Raw genomic sequence first — 22,261 nt, forward strand, 5'->3', positions numbered from 1 at the left:
GCGCGCGCGATGCCGCGCGCTATCCGGCGCGCAGCCCTGCTGCGAGGATGCCGGCCGCGCAGATCTCCTCGTCTTCATCGCCGGTGCCGCCGCTCGCACCGACAGCGCCGAGCACTAGGCCCGACGCGTCCTGGATGAGCAGGGCACCCGTCTGTGGGAGAAACTTTCCGTCGGCCGTTGCAGCCAGCGACACGAAGAAGTTCGGATTGCTCTTGGCGCGTTCGCCCAGGGTCCGGCTGGAGGCGCCCATGCTGACCGCGCCCCAGGCCTTGGCCCGCGCGATGTCGAAGCGGAACATGCTGGCACCGTCTTCGCGCTGGAAGGCCTTGAGGTGACCGGCGTCGTCCAGCACGGCGATGGCCATGGGCTTGTACCCCGCCTCGCGGGAACGTGCGAGGGCCGCATGGACGAGCTGGTTGGCTTGGTCGAGGGTGAGGATGGTCATGGAACTTCAGGTTGAAAGGGTATGGCCTTGCAGAGGCAGGCCAGCGGTTAGACGAACGATTCAAGCACCGCCAGCGGCGTGGGCGGACGCGGAATCCTGAACTTGATCGGCTTCCAGTCGGCGGCTGCCGGGCGCTCGAGGCAGCGCATCAGCCATTCCTGCATGACGGCCCATTCGGCGAGGTCGATGCCTGCCAAAGGCGCGAGCGTCATCACCGACGACACATTGAGATCGGCCACCGTGAAGCGATCGCCCAGCAGATAGGGGCGGTCGCGCAGATGCGCATCGAGCACCCGGAAAGGGCGGCCGAGCTTGCGCATCGCCATGGCAGCTTCGTCGGCGTTGCGCTCGTGCTCAGCAAAGAGAAAGAGGTTCGCCGCGGCGAAGAGCAGGGGCTTCTCGACTTCCGACACTACCCACAGCGCCCACTGCATGGCCAGTGCATCTTCCTGCAGGTTGGCCGGCGCCAAGGGGCCACCGTGCTTGCGAGCCAGATACAGGTTGATGGCCAGCGATTCGAACAGCTTGAAATCGCCGTCCTGCAGTGCCGGCACGCGTCCGTTCGGGTTGATCTGCAGGTACTCGGGTTGGCGGGTGCTGCCGTCGAGAAAATGCGTGGGCACGTGCTCGAACGGAAGGTCGAGCTCCTTCAACATCCAGGCAACGCGGTGCGCGCGTGATCGGAGATCGCCGTACAAAATGGTCATGGATCAGTTCCTTGGAGCGTCACCGGTCTGACGCTCGAGTCGTATGAGTCGGTCGAGCACGCGGCGCGCTCGAACTGCAGCTGCGTCTCCGGACAGCAAGATCGGTGTCAGATCCCGGAAGGCCGTGGCCCCATGGTTCGGTGCTGCGCCTCCGGCATTGGAAGGGCTTCGGTCTCGAAGGGACGGCGCTGAACGCGCACCAGACAAGCCATGACGGACCTTCAGGCAAAGAGATGCCGGTTCTCGCGCGTCGCCCCGCGCAGATGGATGCGCAGCCAAAGCATCAGAAGGGCTGCAACGGCAGCGACGGCACAGGCGACGTAGCCAAGCGCCTGGTAGCCGACGCCGGCCACGACGAAGCCCGCCAGCGCCGGCCCGAGGCAGGAGCCGATCATCGTCATCGCGGGGGTCGCGCTCACGGCCCGACCGCTGGGGTCAAGCCTCGACAGCAGGCCGAACAGGAACGTGTGCGAGAAGATCACGACCGAGACATACACCGCCGTGGCCAGCGCGTAGGGCAGGAAGGACGTCGAGTTCGACAGCGTCAGTGCAAGGAGCCCTTGGCAGAGGGGGCCGACGATACCCACGCTCATGGGCGACAGCCGCTTCTGCAGCAAGGCGGCCAGCGGACCGGGCACCAGGTTGACGAACCCGAGCCAGACCAGCGTCATCTGCACCTGGCCCGGGGTGAAGCTTCGCGCCGCACCGATCCGTTCAACGAACGCGAAGATCATCGCCTGGTTCAACGTCAGGCACATCACCACCACGATGGGTACCCAGATGAGCTTCGACACGCGGTCCGCAGTGGGTTCGATTTGTGCCGCAGCAGGCGGCACGTCGGCGCCACCAACATCAGGAAAGGCCAGCGCCGAGAACAGCGCGGCCACGCCCATCACTGCAGACAGTACGATGAAGAGGATGGAGGCGCCATGGCGCGCGATCAATCCGGGCACGGTCGCGAACACGATGATCCCGAGAACCGCCGCCGCGAGGTTCACCAAGGCGAAGAGCCGATGCGGGTTGTCGGTGCGGCCCATGGAGCCGTGGACAAGCGACAGCCCGCTGCCGGCGCCCAATCCGGCCATCCCGTGCAGCAACGCCATGGTGCTCAAGCTGCCCACGCCGACCGGCTGACGGGCGATGATTGCAAAGCCGAGCGCAGCCACCGCATAGCCCACCGCAGCGATCTGCCGACGCGGCAGGCGGTTGAATAGCGGGGCCAGGACCGCGCTGGACGCCATCATGCCGAGCAGGAAAACCGTCACGGTGAGCCCGGCCTGCTCGGGCGCAAAGTGATAGTACTGCATCAGCCCACCGACCCACAGCGGCAACGCCACCAGATCGATCATTCCGGCCATGTGGCCGATCGTGAGGACGGCCTTGCCGCCGGTGCCAACAGGTTTTGACATTGTCTCGTTCCTTGTAGTTCTTGAATACCGTCGATCTGCGCAGGCGTGACCGGCGTCGCACCATCCAGTGCGCCGGTCTCCTGCGTCGCGCTGCCTACCAGGAAAGCGCCTTGGCGCTTACCCAGGTGCCGTGGAACCCTTCATGCACGCGGCACGGGAACTTGATGGTCGCGACGGGGCCCTGGCTCAGCTTCTTCGCGTCGAGGATCACCAAGTCCGTCCGGTTCTCGGCGCGGCGGCCCACCATGCACATCAGCCAGCCGTCGCCTTCGGGCGCGTCGGCCGAACGCGGCACGAAGTACGGCTCCTCCGGCGAGGAGTCCGGGCCGGCGTAATAGAAGTCGAAGGTGTCGCGGGTCTCGTCGTAGTGGCCGAGGCACGTGAACGGCGGGCCCTTGGGGCCGAGCGGCAGCATCGGACCCAGGGCCGTGTTGCTCGTGCCGAAGTAGAACTGTGTCGCGCGGCGCATCGCATAGCGCGGATCGATGACCGGCATCTCGCCGACATGGTTGATGAGCCGCCGGATCTCGAACCAGTCTTGCCCGTCCGAGAGGTTGAACGACCAGCGCTCGCCGAACGGCGGCCGCTCGTGCGCGTCGGGGTCGTGGATGTCCGGGAACTGGCTGAGCCATCCGGACCCCGTCACGAAATGGTCCAGGTGCAGCACGGTGGACCCCTCGATCGACTCTTCCCAGGCATTGAAGGAGTGGGTTTGCATTGCGGCGACGGGGCATGTGTACCAGCGGATCGACTTCACGCCTTCCTGACGGGAGAAGATGGCGATCTGCGTCTTCTTGGTGCTGTCCCAGTGCCAGTAGGGCTCGCCGCGCTGGACGCGTTCCCAGTCGCAGACCATGGGGCAGATGACGAACGCAATGTAGTTCCGCGACACCAGGAAGTCGTGGACCATCGAGGAGTACGGTGCCTCGAAGGCCTCGGTGCGAGTGAAGTGTCCATCGGCCGCGATGGTGTAGACCTCGATGCGCTTGTCGGCCACGCCCTGAGTGTTGTATCCGAAGGCGATGCACTCGCCTGTTTCGGGGTCGTACTTCGGGTGCGCGGTGAAGGTCTTGCTCTGGAGTTGGCCGTCGAAGTCGCGTTCGCCGAGCGTGGCGAGGGTGAGAGGATCAAGCTCGTAGGGCCGGCCCGACTCCTTGAGCGCGTACAGCTTGCCGTGATGCCACATCACCGCGGTGTTCGCGGTGTTGTTGTCCTGCCCTGCGACTTCGGGCAGGTCGGTGAACGAATTGCGGTAGGCGCCGAACAGCGCGCGCCGCGCCTTTCGCTCGAGCTTCAGCTTGGTGGTCTGCACGTAGCGCGTCGTGAGGTCCGCGTGACCGTTCTCGAGGCGCACCATGTGCACCATGCCATCGCCGTTGAGGAAGATGTCGTTGTCGAACAGCGGCGGATGCGCGTGGTCGGCACTGTTGCGGTAGTAAGCGCCATCGAGTTCTCGCGGGATGGTCCCGACGACTTCGAGATCGTGCACCTCGCCTTCGATGCGGACGGGCGCTGCATAGCCTGTGAAGACGCGTGTGTCCGGGAAGAGGTGTCCTCTTAGGTCGGACGTCGTTTGCATGGTGTTCTTCATATGTCTCCTTGAATTGAAATTTCGCAGGGCGCTCCGTCAGAAGGGGTAGTGACGTGGCGCCATCTGTACCGTGATCCACCGCAGCTCGGTGAACGCGTCGATACCCGCCTTGCCGCCGAAGCGGCCGTAGCCGGAATCCTTGACGCCGCCGAAGGGCATCTGCGCCTCGTCGTGCACGGTCGAGCCGTTGATGTGGCATATGCCCGACTCGATGCGCTGCGCCGCCTTCCAGGCGCGCGCAATGTCCCGGCTGAACACGGCGGCCGACAAGCCGTAGGCGTTGTCGTTTGCGCAGGCAATGGCCGCCTCGTCGCCCCGGACCCGCACCACCGGCTTGACCGGGCCGAAGCTCTCTTCGCGGTAGATCCGCATCTGCGGCGTCACATGGTCGAGGACGGTCGCACACATGATCAGCGACTCGGCCTTGCCACCGCAGACGACGCGCGCGCCCTTCGCCACGGCATCGTCGATGAGCGCATTGCAGCGCTCCACCGTGGCACGGTCGACCACCGAACCCAGCACGGCGGGGGCACCGGCGAGATCCCGTGGATCGCCAGCCGGCAGGGCCGCGGCGCGGGCTGCCAGGCGCTGCACGAAGTCGTCCGCGATGCACTCGTCCACGACGATTCGCTCCGTGGACATGCAGATCTGCCCCGAATTCGAGAAGGCGCCGAAGACGGTCGCGTCGACAGCGGCATCGATGTCCGCATCCGCCAGCACGACCAGGGGCGCTTTGCCACCGAGTTCCAGAACCGCCGGTTTGAGATGCCTGGCGCAGACCTGGGCAATGATCCGCCCCACCTTGGTGGAGCCCGTGAAGTTGACGCGGCGTAACGCGGGGTGCGCAATGATGGCCTCCACGATGGCTGCTGCGTCGGCCGGCGCATTGGTCACGAAATTCACGACGCCTGCGGGCAGGCCGGCGGCCTGGAGCGCCTCGCCTATGAGGCCATGGGTGGCCGGACACAGCTCCGAGCCCTTGAGGACCACGGTGTTGCCGCATGCCAGCGGCAGCGCGATGGATCGGACGCCCAGGATGACCGGCGCATTCCAGGGGGCGATGCCGAGAACCACGCCGGCTGGCACTCGTTGGGCGAGCGCGAGGCTACCGGGTACATCTGACGGAATAGTCTCGCCGCTCACTTGTGTGGTGAGTGCTGCTGCCTCCAGAAGCATGTTTGCAGCGAGATGGACATTGAAGCCCGCCCACGACGCCGAGGCGCCGGTTTCGCGGGCCATGGCACGGTGAAAGACATCGGCGCGTGCGGTCAGTTCATTCGAGGCCTTGATCAGCAGCGCCCGACGCGCTCCGGGACCCAGGGCCGCCCAGGCGGGGAAAGCTGCTGCAGCCGCATCCACAGCAGTGCGTGCGTCATCGGCACTGCCTGCGGGGGCAACCGTGGCGACTGTCTCGGTCAGAGGGTTCCGGCGCTCGAATGTCGCGCCACTCGCAGCGCTTGCATTTTTGCCATCGATCAACATAAATATGGTCTTTGTCTCACTCATTGAAGCTCGCTCGCAAGATCGGTAGGTCGGACGGTGCTTTGCATCCTTCGCCCTCGTCTCGCCGCTATTTGCAGGCCAATGAGGAGCGAGCGATGCCGCAGCATGAAATCACGCGTTAGACAAAGATGCGTAACGGATGAACCTTACGCACTCGTGTTCTCCCGGAAAAATAGTTTGGAGTGATGCACTGCATCATCGATATCAATACCTTTGGCATCCGATCAAGTCATGCGGCCTTCGGGCTCGGCTGATCTAGCGAGACCTATTGGCAGCTGCCGAGATCGGCGGTGCCTTCGGAGGCGACAAGGAAGCCGGCGGTGGCCGTGAGTCTGGCTCCGACGCGTGGAAGGCGTACAGCCGGCGTGCCACGAGCACCATCAACTGCTCGCGTGCGCTGCCGCTGGCCCAGGGTGTGTTGGCGCCGACCGGAAACTGAGCCAGTGAGGGTGCGGATAAAAACTTGGACTGGGTTATGCCGCAAGTCCCAGTTCATCAACCTTACCGCTTCATCGGGCTGGCGCAAGAACTGCGGCGAGTGGCCGCACATCGTGGGTCAGAGTTAATGCGCAAGCCGTCTATGGGGCGCACAGTGCTCGGCCAGCATCTGTGGTTTCCTACAGCCGGGCAACACGGCCTGCGGTGGAGGCTGGCGCGCCGCCTCTTCACCATCCAAGCACTGGACGCTGCGTGCTCCGTTGAGACGGAGCGGTAGTCGACCGCGGACATTGGATCGATCTTCGGCATCGAGTATCCGGTGGATCGCAAGCAACTGTCGTATATCAAGATCCGTGGGCCAGCAGACCTTCGTCGTGCAGGGTATGCAACTCGCGCGTTTGCATGACGAGCGCTACGAGCCGTCGCCGTCGTGGTCGATGGGGCGTGCAGAACGCGGTCATCTGTGTTATGTGCCCGTGGCCCTGTAGGTTTGAGCGTCCCGCGGGAGTGTCTAGAAGCCGCAGTTGCACGATTTCGGGCATGTCGCCCCCGCGCCAGCGTCCGAGTCACCGGGATGGTGCGAGGCGCCCCACGACTTCGGAAAAACCGAAGTCGATGAGGCTTCGTTGTGAATTGTTGATCTGGATCAAGCTTTCTAGCATTCATCGCATGCCGCAGACCCCCGGCGGCGCCCGCCCACGGAGCGATGAATGACGACGAAGAAGACCATCCTGATCAAGCCGTACTCCGCCTACGAGCGCGAGCAGTCCACGACGGAAGACGCGGAGCTGACGCACGTCGAAGGCAATGCGCCGGCCGGCGAATACCTGCGGCGCTTCTGGCAGCCAATTGCGCTGTCGTCCGAACTCGGTGAGCTGCCCAAGAAGGTCCGCATGTTCGGCGAGCCGCTGGTGCTGTTCCGCACCAAGGGCGGCACGCCCGGCCTGCTGGAGCTGCACTGCAGCCACCGCGGCACGTCGCTCGAGTTCGGCACCTGCGAGGACGAAGGCCTGCGCTGCTGCTACCACGGCTGGCTGTTCGGCGTGGACGGCACGATCCTCGAAACCCCCGGCGACCCGCCGGAGTCGACGCTGCGCCACAACGTGTGTCACGGCGCCTACCCGGTCATCGAATACAAGGGCCTGATCTTCGGCTACTTCGGCCCGCCGGCGCTCAAACCCGAGTTCCCGATCTACGACTCGTACGAGCGCGAGGGCGATCGGCTGGTGCCCTACGTCATCACCTACCCGTGCAACTGGCTGCAGGTGCATGAGAACGTCATGGACCCGGCGCACGCCGTGTTCCTGCACACGCGCATCAGCTTCACGCAGTTCGCCGAGGTGTGGGGCGCGCTGCCGGAAATGGACTTCGTGCCCACGCCGACCGGCATGGTCTACGTCACCACCCGCCGCTGGGGCGACAACGTGTGGGTCCGCTCCAACGACATCCTTCTTCCGAACCTGGCGCAGGTCGGCCACATCTGGGAAGACGGTGCCGAGCCGAAGGCATTCAGCCGCGTGGCCATCACGCGTTGGACCACGCCGGTGGACAACACCACCTGCCGCATCATCGGCTGGCGCCACTTCCATCCCGAGGCGGACCCGCGCGGCATCGCCGACGAAAGCCTCTGCGGCGTCGAGTCGGTCGACTTCTTCGGCCAGAACGGCGACCGGCCGTACGAAGACCGCCAGCGGATGCCGGGCGACTTCGACGCCCAGGTCTCGCAGCGCCCCATCGCGGTCCATCAGATGGAAAACCTGACGCGCTGCGACCGGGGCGTGGCCATGCTCCGCCAGTTGCTGCGCCGCCAGATCAAGCGCGTGGCCGAGGGGCAGGCGCCGACGCTGTCGCCGGTTCGTTCTGGCGGGCTCGTGCCGACCTATGCGCACGACACCGTCGTCCAGATCCCGGCCGCCGAATCCACCGATCCGCAAGCCGATGCCGAACGGCTGCGCGAAATCGCCAAGGCCATCACCAACATCGTCGTGAAGGGCGCGCACCACGAGGCCGCCGACCGCGATGCCCAGGTGCATGCGCTCATCCGCGCCTATGTCGACGCGCAGCGCGAAACCGTTTCCTGATCTTCAACGCCTTCCAGAAAGAGCCTCACCCATGACCCACGCCCCATCCCCCATCCATCCGGGCCGCGTCGACTGGACCGGCGACAACCCGGGCATATACCTGAAGGACACGCAGGACGGCCCGTGGACCGGGCTGGCCACCTTCTTCCGCATCGTCTACTCGCCGTACGGCATGGGCAGCGGGGTGCTGCTGCTCGACCAGCCCAACGTGGCCCAGGGCCTGCCGGCGGTGCAGAACTTCTGCATCAGCGACAACGAGACGCTGGCGCGCTTCCTGGTCGACCAGTTTTTCTCGAAGTTCGCATCGTTCAAGGTGTCGAGCGGGCTCGGCGCCATCAGCTACCTGCTGGCCACCGAGATCAGCCGCGCTGGCGACACGCGCTCGCGCTATCAGGAGATCGTAAAGTCCAACGACTTCGAGGTCGTGATGACCTGGGAAGGCCTCGGCGCGCCCTATGCGGTGGACATGCCGGTGGAAGCCGGGCCGACCAAGGAGCACCAGATGTACAGCCTGTTCCTGGATGCAGAGGACGCGCATGTCACGGTCAACGGCCGGCGCCTGAACGGCAAGATTGTCCAGCGCGACTTCGCCGGCACCCGCAAGAGCACGGCTTTCCTCGCCTTCTCCGAAACCTGGATGCAGGGCCAGGCACCCGGGCGCGCGCTGTGACCGAGTTCCTCCAGTACCTGGCGTCCGGCCTGGTCGTCGGGTGCATCTACGGCCTGGTCGCCGTGGGCTTCACGGCGGTCTACAACGTGACCGGCATCGTCAACTTCTCGCAGGGCGACATGTCGATGCTCGGTGCGCTCGGCGCCGTCGGGCTCATCGGCCTGGGCCTGCCGATGCCCGTCGCGCTGCTGGTGTCGGTGCTGGTGGTCGGCCTGCTCGGCATCGCCATCGAACGCATCGCCATCCGCCCCGCGGGCTCGGACGTGATGCGCGGGATCATCATCACGATCGGCATCGGCGTGGCGCTGCAGGGCATCGCCGTGATCGTGTGGGGCACCGACGCGCAACCGCTGCCCGCGTTCTCCGGTGAGACGCCGATCGACATGGGCGGTGTCACGGTGCCGCCGCAGGCGCTGTGGGTGCTGGGCTGCGCCGCCGCGCTGATGCTCGCCCTCTATGTCTTCTACACCAAGACCTACATCGGCAAGGCGTTCCGCGCCTGCGCGATGAACCCGAAGGCCGCGGGCCTGATGGGCATCCCGAACACCGCCATGCGCGCCGTCGGCTTCTTCCTTTCGAGCCTGGTGGGTGCCATCGCCGGCGTGATCGTGGCGCCGGTGGCGCTCATGCAGTACGACACCGGCGTGTTCCTGGGCATCAAGGGCTTCGTGGCCTGCATCATCGGCGGCTTTGGCAATCCGATCGGTGCGGCCCTCGGTGGGCTCGTGCTCGGCAGTCTCGAGTCGCTGTCCACGGGCTACCTGAGCTCGGGCTTCAAGAACGCCATCGCGTTCGTCGTGCTGCTCGGCTTCCTCTTCCTTCGACCCGGCGGGATCCTGGGAGAAATGGACACGGTGAAGCGATGAAAAAGCAGTTCGTCATCCCCGCCATCGTCATCCTGCTGGCGTTGGTCCTGGCATCGGGCAATGCCTACCTCGTCAACCTGTGCGTCGTCGCCGCGATGACGACGCTGCCTGCGGTTGGCCTGTCGTTGCTGATGGGCTACACCGGCCAGATATCGCTGGGCCACGCCGCCTTCGTCGGGCTCGGCGCGTACGCCTCGGCGCTGCTGTGCAAGTCGCTGGGCCTGAACCCCTGGCTGGCGATCCCGCTGGCGACCGCACTCTCCGCCTTCGCGGCCTGGTGCATCGGGTGGCTGGTGTTCCGCCTGCGCGGCCACCACCTGGCGATGGCCACGCTGGCCTTCGGCATCATCATCCACGTCGGCATGGTCGAGTGGCGCGGCCTCACCGGCGGGCAGGACGGCCTGGCGGACGTGCCCTCGCTGCAACTGCTGGGCTTGGACCTGCGCTCCGATGCGGCCATGTTCTGCATCGCCTGGGCCGCCTGCCTGCTGGCGATCGTGCTGGGGGGCAACCTGGTGCGCTCGCCCTTTGGCTTCGCCATGCGCACGGTCGCCGAGAACGAGGCCGTCGCCGGCTCCATCGGCATCGCGAGTGCAAGCCTCAAGCGAAAGGTGATGGCACTGGGTGGCGCCTATGCGGGCTTCGGCGGCGCGCTGTATGCGCACTGGCTGGGCTACATCAGCCCAGGGCCGTTCGACGTCGGCTATTCGGTGCGGCTGCTGCTCATCGTGGCGCTCGGCGGCTTCTCCGGCCTGTGGAGCGTGGTGTTCGGCGTGTTCTTCGTCGTCATCACGAGCGAGGCCCTCAAGCCCTTCGGGCGCTTCGACGTGGTCATCTACGGCGTGCTGCTGGTCTTCGTCATGGTGCGATGCCCGCAAGGCCTGCTCGCCAGTCTCCATCAACTGTTCGACAGGCTGTCCGGCGGCGCGCGCCGCCGGGCCGGGAGCGACGCATGAACAACGCAAACATCCTGCTCGACGTGCAGGGCGTGAGCCGCCGCTTCGGCGGGCTGCAGGCGCTTGGCGACGTGTCCTTCGACGTGCGGCGCGGCGAGATCCTCGCACTCATCGGCCCCAACGGGGCCGGCAAGTCGACGCTGCTGGGCGTGGTGTCGGGCTCGACCACGGCGGACACGGGCACCGTCACCTTCAAGGGCGAACGCATCGACGGGCTCGCCGCCGAACAGGTCAACCGGCGTGGGCTGGTGCGCACCTTCCAGGGGGCCGAAGTGCTGCGGCAGATGACGGTGCTGGAGAACGTCATGGCGGCGGGCGTGGCGCATGCGCAGTCGGGCATCCTCTCCGGCCTGCTGGGCTTCGGCCGCGCGGCGGAGGTCGGCCGTCAGCTGTGGTCCACGGGCATGGAGAAGCTGCAGGTCGTGGGCCTGGAACGTCTCGGGAACGCCAATGCCGCGCTGCTCACGGCGGGCCAGCAGCGCCTGCTGTCGATCGCGCGGGCGCTGGCGACGGGCGCCGAACTGCTGATCCTCGACGAGCCCGCGGCCGGCCTCAACACGCTGGAGAAGCGCGTGCTGGCCGACGTGATCTCGCGCATCCGTGTCAAGGGCACCACCGTCGTCTTCGTGGAGCACGATCTGGCCTTCGTCAGCCGGCTGGCCGAACGCATGGTGGTGCTCAACCACGGGCGGGTCATCGCCAAGGGCGCGCCCGACGACGTGCGCAAGGACCCGGTGGTGGTCGAGGCCTACCTGGGCAACACCGACCTGAGCGGCGCCCGGTCCACCACCGGCCCCGCGCGGGTGCGGCCCGTGGTACTGGCCGTCGACGGTCTGCGCCTGCGCTACGGCGGCCTGACCGCGCTCGACGGCGTGAACCTCGAGGTGCGCGAAGGCGAGATCGTCGCGCTCATCGGCGCGAACGGGGCAGGCAAGTCCACCTTGCTGAACGCCATCGCGGGCACCGAGACGCCCGACGGCGGCGCGCTCCGGTTCGATGGAAAGGACCTGGCGCCGTTGAAGAAGGAACAGCGCACCGGTGCCGGCATCAGCCTGGCCCCGGAAGGGCGCGCGTTGTTCGCGGCACTCACCGTGCACGACAACCTCTTGATGGGCCGCTATGCACGGATGCGGCTGACGGGCCTCACACAGTTGCTCTGGCCCCGCGGCCCCGCCCGCGCCGAGATGGATGCGGTGATGGAAGAGGTGCTGGATTTCTTCCCGCGGCTGCGGGAGCGGCTGCACCAGCAGGCCGGCACGCTCTCCGGCGGCGAGCAGCAGATGCTGGCCATCGGCCGCGCGCTGATGAACCGGCCCACGCTGCTGATGCTCGACGAACCCTCGTTCGGCCTGGCGCCGCAGGTCACTCGCGAGATCCTCGAATCGCTGGTGCGCCTTGCGGCGCGCGGCATGACGGTGCTGCTGGTCGAGCAGAACGCCCGTTCGGCGCTGCAGGTGGCGGACCGCGCCTACATCCTCGTCAACGGCCGCATCGTGGCGAACGGCGCGAGCGAAGAGCTGCTAAACCGCCCCGACATCACGCAGGCCTATCTGGGCTGGGAGTCGGAGCCGGCCGGCGCGGAAGACGACACGCCGATGAAGGTGGCGGCATGAGCATTCATCACCATCACCCGGCGGACGCCGCGGGCTTCGATGCGCTGGTGAAGGTCGTGCCGGTCCTGGTCGATCTCGTGCCGGCCGGCGATGCCTTCGACTTTCCCGCACGCACGCTGCTGCACGCCGGTCCGCCGTTTGAGGCGCTGGCATCGGTGTCGGCCGCCGTTCTCAACTCGGCCGCGGCCGCGGCGGTGTTCGAGGGCTGGGCCGCAGACCGCGACGACGCCTTGCAGCGCCTGCGCTCGGGCGACATCGCGCTCGCGGCGGCGCAGGACCATCGCTGCGCCGTGCCGCTGGCCTCCGTGCTGTCGCCAAGCCAGTGCGTGCAGGTCGTCCACGACGCGAACCGCCCGGACCGGCGCGCCTTCTCCTCGCTCAACGGCGGGAACGGTCCCGCGCTCCGGCTCGGGCTGCCCACGCCGAACGTGGTCGATCACCTGCGGTGGTTGAACGGCGCGTTCGCGGACGCCATCCGGCCCGGCTGCCGGCGTGGAACCGCGCTCATCCCGATCGCGGACTTCGCGCTGTCGATGGGCGACGACCTCCACGGACGCACCGCGGCGGCCACCGGGCGGCTTGTCGAAACGCTGGCAGCGGGCGATGCCTGGCCGACGATGGTCACGGACTTCCTCGCCGCATCGCCGAGCTTCTTCCTCAACCTCTGGATGGCCGCGACGAAGTGCATGCTCGCCGGCGCCGAGGGCATCCAGGGCTGCAGCCTGGTGAGCGCGCTCGGCGCCAACGGCCACCATGTCGGCATCCAGCTGGCGGGCCGCCCCGGTCATTGGGTGACGTTGCCGTCGAGTCCGCCGGTCGGGAGGCTCGATGCGGGCGTCACCGCGGAAGAGCGGCTGCCGGCCATCGGCGACAGCGCGCTCATCGAGGCCTCGGGCCTGGGCGCGATGGGCTTCGAGCATTCGCCGCTGCAGCGCGAGAACTTCGCCGACTTCCTGTCGCACCAGCCGGCCGAACGGGCGCGCGCGCTGCTGATGGCGCCGCACCCGGCCTTCGAGCGTTCCAAGGCGCGCGTCGGGCTCGCGGCGTGGCAGGCGGTGGCGTCCGGCCATGACCTGATCGTCGCGCTCGGAATCATCGACATCGAAGGGCGCCGCGGCCGCATCGGCGGCGGCCTCTGGTCCTCGACACCCGAACTCTTCCAGCGTGCGCTGGAAGGCCTGCATTCCACACTTGGTCACCCTTGATCCAACCACGAAAGAAACCCATGAAGCACATCGTCGCGCTCGCCACTGCCTTGCTCACCGCCGCCGTCGTCCATGCGCAGGACATCAAGATCGGGGGCCTGCTCGAGACCTCCGGCTTCGCCGCTTCCCTCGGCAAGCCCGGACTCGAAGGCGCGCAGCTCGCCGTCGACCAGGTGAACGCGCAGGGCGGCATCAACGGCCGCAAGGTGCAGCTGATCAACGTCAACTCCGAGAGCGACAACACCAAGACGGTGTCCGGCGTGAAGCGGCTCATCGAGCAGGAGAAGGCGACGGCCATCATCGGCCCGATGAGCAGCGGCTCTGCCTTCGCCATCGTCGACACGGTCGAGAAGTCGAAGGTCGCCATGGTGGCCAATGCGGCCACCCGCGCCGTGGTGCTGCCGCCGGAGCAGAAGACCTTCTCGTTCCTCGCACCGCTGACCGACGCCGTCGTGCAGGTCGCGCTGCTCAAGGACATGCAGGCACGCGGCATCACCAAGATCGCGGTGCTCCATTCCGACGTGGCCTTCGGCACCAGCGGCCGCGATTCGCTGGTGAAGCTCGCGCCCGACTACAAGATCGAGGTCGTCAACAAGGAAACCTTCGGCAACGCGGACACCGACATCACGCCGCAGCTCACGAAGATCCGCGCGTCGGACGCGCAGGCCGTCGTGGTCTGGGCCACCGGCCCCGGCCTGGCCATCGCCACCAAGAACCATCGCTCGCTCGGCATCAAGACGCCGCTGTACATGGCCCACTCGGCCAACGACTTCAACTACCTGCGGCTCGCCGGTGAGTCCGCCAACGGCATCTTCGTGCCGTCGAGCAAGCTGTACGTGACCGACTCGCTCGCTTCGAGCGATCCGCAGACGGCCGTGGTCGCCCGCTTCGTCAGCGAGTACGAGGCCAAGTTCGGCCACCCACCGGCGACCTTTGCTGGCAACGGCTACGACGCCGCCATGCTGATCGTGAACGCCATCCGCAAGGCCGGCGCGGACCCGGTGGCCGTGCGCGACGCCATCGAGGCGACCAAGGACTACGCCGGCGTGACCGCGGTCTACAGCTATGGCCCGCAGGACCACTTCGGCACCCGCCCCGAAAGCGTGGTGATGCTGACCGTCAAGGCGGGCAAGTTCGAGCTGGCCGGCGCGGCGAAGTCGGCCCCGCCCGCCCGATCTGCAACGCCCTCAATCGGCCCGGAACGCCAGATGCTCCGCGATCGTCGTCACCATCTCGCAGATGGAGGTGGAAGCGCGTGTGAACCGGTAGCTGTGCGAATGCGCCAGCACCAGGTTCGGCGCACGCAACGAGGACTTCAGCTCGACCGAGTGCGTGTTCGGCGGGCAGAAGTTCAGCAGGGAGAAGCCCTGCCCGTTGTTCACCAGGCCGAGCAGCATGGTCATGGTGTTCACGCGGTGCGCGATGCGCGGCGCGACGCCGTCCGCGCTGAAGGCCGAGAGCATGTAGTTGCGGGTGCGCGGCGTGTCCAGCAGGATGAGCGGCTCGGTGGCCAGGTCGCGCACCGACACATGCTGCCGGCGCAGCAGCGGATGGCCGGGCGGCAGCACGGCCTGCAGCGGTGCCGGCCGGATGACGATGCATTCGATACCGGAAGGGACCTCGAAGTCGTACGTCAGCGCCAGGTCGAAGGCGCCGGTCTGCAGGCCTTCGAGCAGGTATTCGTGGTGGCCTTCGTACCAGTGCAGCCGCGCCTTCGGCAGGTTCTCGGTTGCCATGCGCATCAGCGGCGGCAGCACGTAGGGCGCGAAGGAGAAGAGGCAGGCCAGATGCACCTGTCCCTGGACGTGCCGGGCGTCGGCCAGGCGGCCGGAGCCCAGCTCCCAGGACTGCAGCAGCAGGTTGCGGCATTCGACGGCGAAGGCGCTGCCGGCAGCGGTCAGCACCAGCCCGCGCGCGTGCCGGCGCAGGAAGAGCTGCACGCCGAGCACCTCTTCGAGATGCGCGATGGCCGCAGACACGGCGGGCGCCGAGACGTGCAGCGAGTCGGCCGCTTTCTGCAGCGACTGATGGCGGGCGACGGCGACGAAGTACGAGAGTTGGCGGAGAGAGAAGTCGGGGGCTCGCAGCTCCGCGCTGCTTTCGCTGATGGCTCTTTGGGCCGGTTCTTGGCTCATGGGCGGGAGTATGTCGGAATGGTGACAGGCCGCAAGGACGGGCCATGACGGAATCGGTCAACCCTTTCAAGTTCCAGGCCAGCCGGGTGCCGCCTCCACTCGGGGCCACCGAGGAAGCGCGCCGGTACGTCAAGGTGCGGCTCGCCGCGGCCTTCCGGCTGGTGGGCGCCTTGGGGCTCAACACCGGCGTGGCTGGGCATCTGAGCGTTCGCGACCCGATCCTGTCGGCCCATTTCTGGGTGAACGCCTTCGGGCTGCCGTATGCATCGATGCGGCCGGAAGACCTGACGCTGGTCCGGCATTCGGGCGAGGTGGTGCAGGGCAGCCCGATCAATGCGGCTGCCTTCGCCATCCACGCGGAGATCCACCGTGCCCGCCCCGATGTGCATTGCGTCGTCCACGGGCATCCGGTGTACGGCACGGCCTGGGCCGCCCTCGGCCGCCGCCTGCTGCCGATCAACCAAGACGTGTGCGCCGTGTCGGAAGACCACGTGCTGCACGGCGAGGCCAGCGGCCTGGTGGTGGGCCTCGACGAGGGCCGCCGCATCGCGCAAAGCCTGGGCAACCACAAGGCGGCCATCCTGCTGAACCACGGGCTGCTCGCCGTGGGGCAGACGGTGGACGAAGCCGTGTGGTGGTTCGTGCTGATGGAGCGCAGCTGCCAGATCCAGTTGCTGGCGGAGGCGGCGGGAGTCCCCAGGGTGCTCCCGGCCGACGTGGCGCGCGGCATCGCCAAAGAGATCGGGACGCCAGTGTTCGGCTGGTTCCAGTGCCAGCCGCTCATCGCGCCCTACGTGGCGCAGTTGCAATGAGCGGAACGACCGGGATGCCGACATCGGCGCCGCCTGCCGCACTGGCGCGCGACTGGCCCGCCGCATGGTTCGCACTGCACCATCGCGCGAAGCTGCAGGCCGGTGAATCCGTGCTGGTCCTCGATGCGGCCAGCCCAATCGGCACGGCGTGCATCCAGCTCGCGAAGGCGGCGCAGGCGCACGTCGTCGCGCTGACGCGAACCCGCTCGCAATTCGACGCCGTGCGGCGCGCCGGTGCCGACGACGTCGTCAGCCTGCAGGAGAGCCAGTGGGTCGACATCGTCCGCGAGCACGGCGGTGCCGACGTGATCGCCGGCATCGCGGACGCTGATCTGCTCAAGCGCAGCATGCGCGCCCTGGCACGCCACGGACGCCTGCTCGCCATGGCACCGCCCGATGCCCTGGCGGCCGAGCTGCCGGTGAAGCCGCTGCTGCTTCGCAGTGGCACCCTGCAGGGCGCCTTCTGGTCGCCAGACCATGCGTTCCGGATGGCCGAACCCATCATGGCGGCGTTGACCGCGTTGTGGGCGCAAGGCGCCATCCGGCTCGACACCGCCGGGCCGGGCATCGACCCGGCCCACCCCCACATGCCAGGAACCCCCAGAACATGACCGCCTCTTCCAACCCGATCCTGCCGATGAGCGCCACACGCATCCGAAAAGAACTCGCAGGCCGTTCGACCAGCGCGCGCGCCGTTCTCGAGCAATCGCTCGACGTCGTCGCCGTCCGCGAGCCCACGGTTCATGCGTGGAAGGTGCTGGGCGACGCATCCGCCCGCCGGTGGGCGGATGCCCTCGACGGCGACCTCGATCGGCGCGACATCGGGCTGCTTGCCGGCATCCCGGTCGCGGTGAAGGACCTGATGGACACCGCCGACATGCCCACGGGCTACGGTTCAGCGATCTACGCCGGCCATCAGCCGACGCACGACGCGGCGTGCGTCACCCGATTGCGCGAGGCCGGTGCCACCATCCTGGGCAAGACCGTCACCACGGAGTTCGCCTACTTCGCGCCGGGCGAGACGACCAACCCTTGGGACGCGTCGCGCACGCCCGGCGGCTCGTCGAGCGGCTCGGCCGCGGCCGTCGCCTCCGGCATGGTTCCGCTGGCGCTCGGGAGCCAGACCGCCGGCTCGCTGATCCGGCCCGCGTCGTACTGCGGCGTGTTCGCGCTCAAGCCAACGCATGGCGTGTTCGACCTGCGCGGCGTCAAGGGCCTGTCGCCGTCGCTCGACACGCTCGGCTGGCTGGCCAGGACCGCGGACGACCTCGAGCTCATGCGTTGCGCGTTGCTCGGCGCCGCCTACGCGCCGCTGGACCGGTGGCCGGCCGCCCCCTGCCGCATCGGCTTCCTGCACACCCACGAATGGTCCCAGGCGCAGCCCGATGGCCAGGCGGCCTTCGACGAGGCGGTGCAGCGGCTGCAGGCCAGCGGCATGCAGCTCATCGGGAAACGCCTCCCCGACGAACAGGCCACCCTCGCCGACGACCAGATGCAGGTGATGGCGTACGAGGCCGTGCGCGAGCTGGCGTTCGAGCTGCAGCATCACGCCGCGGCCTTGAGCCGACCCCTGCGCGAACTGCTCGAGAAGGGGCAGGCCGTGACCGAGGCCGAGTACCTGGCGGCGCAGTCGCGCGCGGCCACCGGCCGGCGTGTCGCGCGCGAGCTGATGGCCGACGTCGATGCCCTACTGGTGCCGGCCGCGCCGGGCGAAGCGCCTCGGGGCCTGGACGCGACCGGCGACCCGGTGTTCAGCCGGGTCTGGACCCTGCTCGGCCTGCCCTGCGTCAACGTCCCCGGCCTCCGGGGCCCCCATGGCATGCCCATCGGCGTGCAACTGGTGGGCCGCAAACATCAGGAGCGGGCGCTGCTGGCGCTCGCGGCCAGCGTTCACACCGTGCTCGACACACCCTCATGAAACTCATCGTCCAGACCACCGACCTCGTCGCGGAGGGCGTGCGTCGCCTTCGCCTCGCCGCCGCGGACGGCCATCCGCTGCCGCCGTGCAACGCCGGCGCGCACCTCAAGTTCACGCTGCCCGCCGATGCGGGCGGCGGCGCGCGTGAATACTCGATCGTCGGCCGCGGCGCCGAGGGCGACTGCTACGAAGTGGCGGTGCTGCTGGACCCGTGCAGCCGCGGCGGCTCGCGTGCGATGCACGCCCTGGCTACCGGCGACGTGGTGGATGCGGAAGGCCCGTTCAACGAATTCGCGCTCAGCGACAGCGCCGCGGGCCACGTGCTCATCGCCGGCGGCATCGGCATCACGCCGATCCTGTCGATGGCGCGGGAACTCGGCGCAGCCGGGCGCCCGTTCGAGCTGCACTATGCCGCAAAGTCGCGCCGCCGCATGGCGTTCCAGGACGAGGTCGCGGCGCTGCCCGGCGCGGTGCTGTACTGCAGCGAAGAGGGCGCGGACGCCCGCATGCCCGTCGCCGCCATCCTTGCCGACCCGGCAGCTGACCGGCATGTCCATGTCTGCGGCCCGCCCTCGCTTATCGCCGATGTCGTCGACACGGCCCGGCGCCGTGGATGGGCGGACGACCAAGTCCACTTCGAGGCGTTCAATGGTGCCGTGGCACTCAGCGGCGACCGGCCCATCCGCCTTGAGCTTCGCGCCAGCGGGCGGACGATCGTCGTGCAAGCGCAGGAGTCCATCCTCGACGCTATGCTCGCTGCCGGCATGGACCCGCTCTACGACTGCCGACGTGGTGAGTGCGGCATGTGCATGACCCCGGTGATCAAAGGCTTGCCCGACCATCGCGACCATGCGCTCACCGCCGCCGAGAAGGCGGGCGGGAAGGTGATTTGTACCTGCGTGTCGCGCACCCTCGGCGTCGATCTGGTGCTGGACTTCTAGATACCCTTTAGACACGTTGCGAAGCATCGCTGCGAGCAAGCTCTCGTCAATCTGTCCGTTGGGCCATAGTTTCAATCCGGATTCGGAGGTTCAATGCCAGCGCCTTTGCGTTGTCCACCGCTTGCCTCGCGGTGATGGTTGTCGCCCCAAGCATGGAGTGCTGCGTGCGCGTCCGCATCGTGCTCGAGGGTCGACCATGGCATCAGCCGAGACAACCGGGCGTCGCCCGGTTTGCACCTGATTTGGGGGCACTGGAGATCAATGACTATCGCGCTTGCACCGGCCTGCCTGTCGACAGATGCTCTCACGACGTGTTATGTGTCGGCGTGGGCCATAGCGTGGGGATCCTGCACGCCGGCAAAAAGGGGGGTAGCAAAGCGGCACTCCGACGTCCGGTTCCACACTGAAGTCCCCGCTTAGAAAGAGTGCGGTCCGCAGGATCGCACGAGTCCTACGGGTTCGTTCGAATCCTGGGGCGATTCAATCCGAATCACGCTGCCTGCAGGGACGAGCGTCGCCCAGCGCATGTCTAACGCAGGATCTTGCGTAACGGCGCCTTCGTTGGCGGGACGCACAGGTTTTCAACCGTAGCTTGCGACCTACATCAGGTATCGCGCGCACATGCAAAACTACATGCACTGGTTTGCCAGCGCCGACCGACACAGGGCCGACACATTCGACGAGAACAGGGGACAGACGGCCGTGAACGCATTCAATGTTTGGTGGCTGGCGTTGGCGGCGCCCATGCGGCTTTTTGGCGAGTTGCGTCGAACGCGCGGCCACACTTCAGGACCATGCCGCCGCATTGAACATCCGAGACCTGTTCAAACCGAGATCATGCCGTGAGCGCACTGCCCGATGTCTTCGCGAGGGAATTTCCAGTTTGGCACATGGTGGCGCGCGGCACGGTCGTGTATTGGTTCCTCCTGCTGGTGTTTCGCTTTGTGCTGCGGCGCGATATTGGCGCGATGAGCGTTGCCGACCTTTTGTTTGTGGTGCTGGTGGCTGACGCATCGAGCAATGCGATGCAAGGCGAGTACCGGTCGGTGAATGACGGATTGGTGCTGCTGACCACGCTGGTCGCCTGGAACTTCGCGCTCGACTGGCTGAGCTACCGCGTGCCCGCGATCGCGCGCTTCCTGGAGCCCCAGCCGGAGGTGCTGATCCGTCATGGCCGCATCAACCGAAAAGCAATGAAGCGCGAGATGATCACATTGGACGAACTCGAGGCCAAGCTGCGGGAAGAGGGCGTCGATTCGATCGCCGACGTGCGCATCGCCCGGCTCGAGAGCGACGGTAAACTCAGTGTAAAGCAACGTGCCGAGCAACCTAAGTCCGACGGATCCAAGGCACCCGACACCGGGCCCCCCGGGGGTTGAGGCAGCGCGATGAAACAACAGGCCACTGCGCTCCTCATCGTCGACATGATCAGCTGTTGGGATTTCTTGGACTCCGAGAAGCTCCTGCCTGGTGCCTTGGCCATCACGCCCGCACTGGCCCGTTTGAAGGCGCGCTGCGTGCGCGCGGGCGTGCCTGTGATCTATGCGAATGACAACCTGGGACGTTGGCGCTCCGATTTCCGGACGTTGATCGACGAGTCGCTGGCATGCGGCGGCGGTGCGGCGGAGATCACGACGGCGCTGCACCCGCAGCCCTCGGACTACTTCGTACTCAAGCCCAAGCATTCGGCGTTCTTCTGTACGCCGATGGAACTGTTGCTTGCACACCTGAATGTCGACCGCCTGGTCGTCGTCGGCGTGGCGAGCGACCAATGTGTCATGACCACGGTGGCCGAGGCCCGCATGCGCGACTTCGATGTGGTCGTGCCTGAGGACTGCGTTGCATCACAGTCGTCGGCGCGCAACGCCGCCGCACTGCGGCAGTTCAGAGAAAGCCACACGCTGAAGACCACGCACAGCAGTCGCTTGCGACTGACCTAACGCCCTTGGCCCCGGTCAGGCGGCTGCGCGTTTCAGCGGCAGAATCGACGCAAGTCCTTCATCTGCATGCGTATGCGTCTTCGCGCCCAGACGCTCAGCCAGGTGCGCCGCGTCATATGGCGCATGGATCTTGACGTCGTTGTCGAAATAGCAAAACACGGCGCGTCTGCTGGGTGCTGCCGCAATGGGCGATGCAAGATGGGCGTCCGGCAATTGGCGGCCGCGATGCCACGCGGCAATCCCGTGTCCAACCGTCTAATGTCTTGTCGCCATAGCCACTCGTGTACAACTCCTTGTCGCCGTGCAGCCGCAGATAGACAAAGTCGGTCGTGAGGTCTTCGAGCAGAGGCCATCGGCCCGCGGTGTCAGCTATGACGAGCGCGATCCGATGGTGCCGTAGCATCGCGATGAACTCCGAGCTCACGAAGGTGGGATTTCTGATCTCCACGGCATGCCGGATCTTTGAGCCCCGAGGCGCATCGAGCAATGACCGGCCCTCGAGCCGCTCGTCATGTGCATGCGCCAGCTCTTGCCGTCGTGTGGAAGCATCGACAGAAACTCCTCCATGCGCTCGGCATCGAAGCGCATGCGCGGTGGCGGCTGCCACAGGACCGGCCCCATCTTCTTGCCAAGCGCCAGAATACCCGACGCGAAAAAGTTGGCCAGCGGCACGCGCACGTCGCGCAGTTGCAGCAGGTGGGTGATATAGCGCGGGCCTTTGACTGAGAAGACGAAATCATCCGGCGTCCCGACATGCCAGTCCGCATAGGACTCGGGCCGTTGGAGCGAGTAGAAGGACCCGTTGATTTCGATGGTCGAAAGCATTCGGTAAGCGAATGCGAGTTCGTTTCGCTGCGTGAGGCCAATCGGATAGAAGCGGCCACGCCAAGGTGCATAACGCCATCTAGCCGGAGTGCACGCATGATTTGATCGAACTCTATTGGTGCGGAGCGCAGGAGTGAGCGTAGCTCGGGCCGACAGCAAAGCGTCAATGCTTGCGCCAGACGGAAAAGGGTTAGATTGGATGCGTA

Annotated in this window: 19 protein-coding genes and 2 pseudogenes; 14 read left to right on the forward strand and 7 right to left on the reverse strand. The window is 66.8% G+C overall.

The window, feature by feature from the left end:
• Positions 1-19: 19 nt before the first annotated feature.
• From J2W36_RS23500 to J2W36_RS23520, 5 genes are all read right to left on the reverse strand, one after another.
• Entirely contained in the window at positions 20-445 is a 426-nt protein-coding gene (locus J2W36_RS23500; protein ID WP_307692201.1) for a GlcG/HbpS family heme-binding protein, read from the reverse strand.
• A gap of 47 nt (positions 446-492) precedes the next feature.
• Complete coding sequence (locus J2W36_RS23505; RefSeq protein WP_307692202.1) at positions 493-1,152, reverse strand: glutathione S-transferase family protein; 660 nt, start codon at positions 1,150-1,152, stop codon at positions 493-495.
• A gap of 221 nt (positions 1,153-1,373) precedes the next feature.
• Positions 1,374-2,561, reverse strand: coding sequence for an MFS transporter (locus J2W36_RS23510; protein ID WP_307692203.1), 1,188 nt, complete (start codon positions 2,559-2,561; stop codon positions 1,374-1,376).
• A 94-nt stretch (positions 2,562-2,655) separates the two neighbouring features.
• Complete coding sequence (locus J2W36_RS23515) at positions 2,656-4,140, reverse strand: carotenoid oxygenase family protein (RefSeq protein ID WP_307692204.1); 1,485 nt, start codon at positions 4,138-4,140, stop codon at positions 2,656-2,658.
• Between the two features lie 48 nt (positions 4,141-4,188).
• Complete coding sequence (locus J2W36_RS23520; RefSeq protein WP_307692205.1) at positions 4,189-5,658, reverse strand: aldehyde dehydrogenase; 1,470 nt, start codon at positions 5,656-5,658, stop codon at positions 4,189-4,191.
• Positions 5,659-5,923: 265 nt separating this feature from the next.
• Here J2W36_RS23520 and J2W36_RS23525 point away from each other — a divergent pair, with 265 nt between their 5' ends.
• The 8 genes and pseudogenes from J2W36_RS23525 to J2W36_RS23560 all read left to right on the forward strand — a co-directional run.
• Positions 5,924-6,094, forward strand: coding sequence for a hypothetical protein (locus J2W36_RS23525; RefSeq protein WP_307692227.1), 171 nt, complete (start codon positions 5,924-5,926; stop codon positions 6,092-6,094).
• A 709-nt stretch (positions 6,095-6,803) separates the two neighbouring features.
• Positions 6,804-8,174 carry an aromatic ring-hydroxylating dioxygenase subunit alpha gene (locus J2W36_RS23530; RefSeq protein ID WP_307692206.1) on the forward strand — a complete coding sequence of 457 codons (1,371 nt, stop codon included), beginning with the start codon at positions 6,804-6,806 and terminating at the stop codon, positions 8,172-8,174.
• A 31-nt stretch (positions 8,175-8,205) separates the two neighbouring features.
• Entirely contained in the window at positions 8,206-8,844 is a 639-nt protein-coding gene (locus tag J2W36_RS23535) for a hypothetical protein (RefSeq protein WP_307692207.1), read from the forward strand.
• A complete protein-coding gene (locus J2W36_RS23540) occupies positions 8,841-9,710 on the forward strand; it encodes a branched-chain amino acid ABC transporter permease (protein WP_307692208.1) in 870 nt (289 codons plus the stop codon). The genes J2W36_RS23535 and J2W36_RS23540 overlap by 4 nt, the downstream gene beginning before the upstream one ends.
• Positions 9,707-10,666 carry a branched-chain amino acid ABC transporter permease gene (locus J2W36_RS23545; RefSeq protein WP_307692209.1) on the forward strand — a complete coding sequence of 320 codons (960 nt, stop codon included), beginning with the start codon at positions 9,707-9,709 and terminating at the stop codon, positions 10,664-10,666. The genes J2W36_RS23540 and J2W36_RS23545 overlap by 4 nt, the downstream gene beginning before the upstream one ends.
• Positions 10,663-12,279 carry an ATP-binding cassette domain-containing protein gene (locus J2W36_RS23550; RefSeq protein WP_307692210.1) on the forward strand — a complete coding sequence of 539 codons (1,617 nt, stop codon included), beginning with the start codon at positions 10,663-10,665 and terminating at the stop codon, positions 12,277-12,279. Before J2W36_RS23545 ends, J2W36_RS23550 begins: the two co-directional genes overlap by 4 nt.
• Positions 12,276-13,484: a YlbE family protein gene (locus J2W36_RS23555; RefSeq protein WP_307692211.1), complete on the forward strand. Its 1,209-nt coding sequence runs from the start codon at positions 12,276-12,278 to the stop codon at positions 13,482-13,484. The genes J2W36_RS23550 and J2W36_RS23555 overlap by 4 nt, the downstream gene beginning before the upstream one ends.
• 20 nt (positions 13,485-13,504) lie before the next feature.
• Positions 13,505-14,584 (forward strand): annotated as a pseudogene (locus J2W36_RS23560) (ABC transporter substrate-binding protein); the annotation flags it as partial.
• A gap of 87 nt (positions 14,585-14,671) precedes the next feature.
• Here the strand turns inward: J2W36_RS23560 and J2W36_RS23565 are convergent.
• Positions 14,672-15,619, reverse strand: coding sequence for a LysR family transcriptional regulator (locus J2W36_RS23565; protein ID WP_307692226.1), 948 nt, complete (start codon positions 15,617-15,619; stop codon positions 14,672-14,674).
• A gap of 44 nt (positions 15,620-15,663) precedes the next feature.
• Between J2W36_RS23565 and J2W36_RS23570 the strand changes: the two genes are divergently transcribed.
• The 6 genes from J2W36_RS23570 (at position 15,664) to J2W36_RS23595 (ending at position 21,230) form a co-directional block, all read left to right on the forward strand.
• A complete protein-coding gene (locus J2W36_RS23570; RefSeq protein ID WP_307692212.1) occupies positions 15,664-16,431 on the forward strand; it encodes a class II aldolase/adducin family protein in 768 nt (255 codons plus the stop codon).
• Positions 16,428-17,042: a zinc-binding dehydrogenase gene (locus J2W36_RS23575; protein WP_307692213.1), complete on the forward strand. Its 615-nt coding sequence runs from the start codon at positions 16,428-16,430 to the stop codon at positions 17,040-17,042. Before J2W36_RS23570 ends, J2W36_RS23575 begins: the two co-directional genes overlap by 4 nt.
• Positions 17,039-18,349, forward strand: coding sequence for an amidase (locus J2W36_RS23580; protein ID WP_307692214.1), 1,311 nt, complete (start codon positions 17,039-17,041; stop codon positions 18,347-18,349). The genes J2W36_RS23575 and J2W36_RS23580 overlap by 4 nt, the downstream gene beginning before the upstream one ends.
• Positions 18,346-19,290, forward strand: a complete 945-nt coding sequence (locus tag J2W36_RS23585) for a PDR/VanB family oxidoreductase (RefSeq protein WP_307692215.1) — start codon at positions 18,346-18,348, stop codon at positions 19,288-19,290. Before J2W36_RS23580 ends, J2W36_RS23585 begins: the two co-directional genes overlap by 4 nt.
• 842 nt (positions 19,291-20,132) lie before the next feature.
• Positions 20,133-20,669, forward strand: a complete 537-nt coding sequence (locus tag J2W36_RS23590; RefSeq protein WP_307692216.1) for a DUF421 domain-containing protein — start codon at positions 20,133-20,135, stop codon at positions 20,667-20,669.
• Between the two features lie 9 nt (positions 20,670-20,678).
• On the forward strand, positions 20,679-21,230 hold the full coding sequence (locus tag J2W36_RS23595; protein WP_307692217.1) for a cysteine hydrolase family protein: 552 nt from the start codon (positions 20,679-20,681) through the stop codon (positions 21,228-21,230).
• Between the two features lie 15 nt (positions 21,231-21,245).
• Here J2W36_RS23595 and J2W36_RS23600 read toward each other — a convergent pair.
• Positions 21,246-22,211 (reverse strand): annotated as a pseudogene (locus J2W36_RS23600) (DUF72 domain-containing protein).
• Positions 22,212-22,261 lie beyond the last annotated feature (50 nt).

Origin of the sequence: Variovorax ginsengisoli (assembly GCF_030811835.1) — a bacterium.
Classification (GTDB): Bacteria; Pseudomonadota; Gammaproteobacteria; order Burkholderiales; family Burkholderiaceae_C; genus Variovorax; species Variovorax ginsengisoli_C.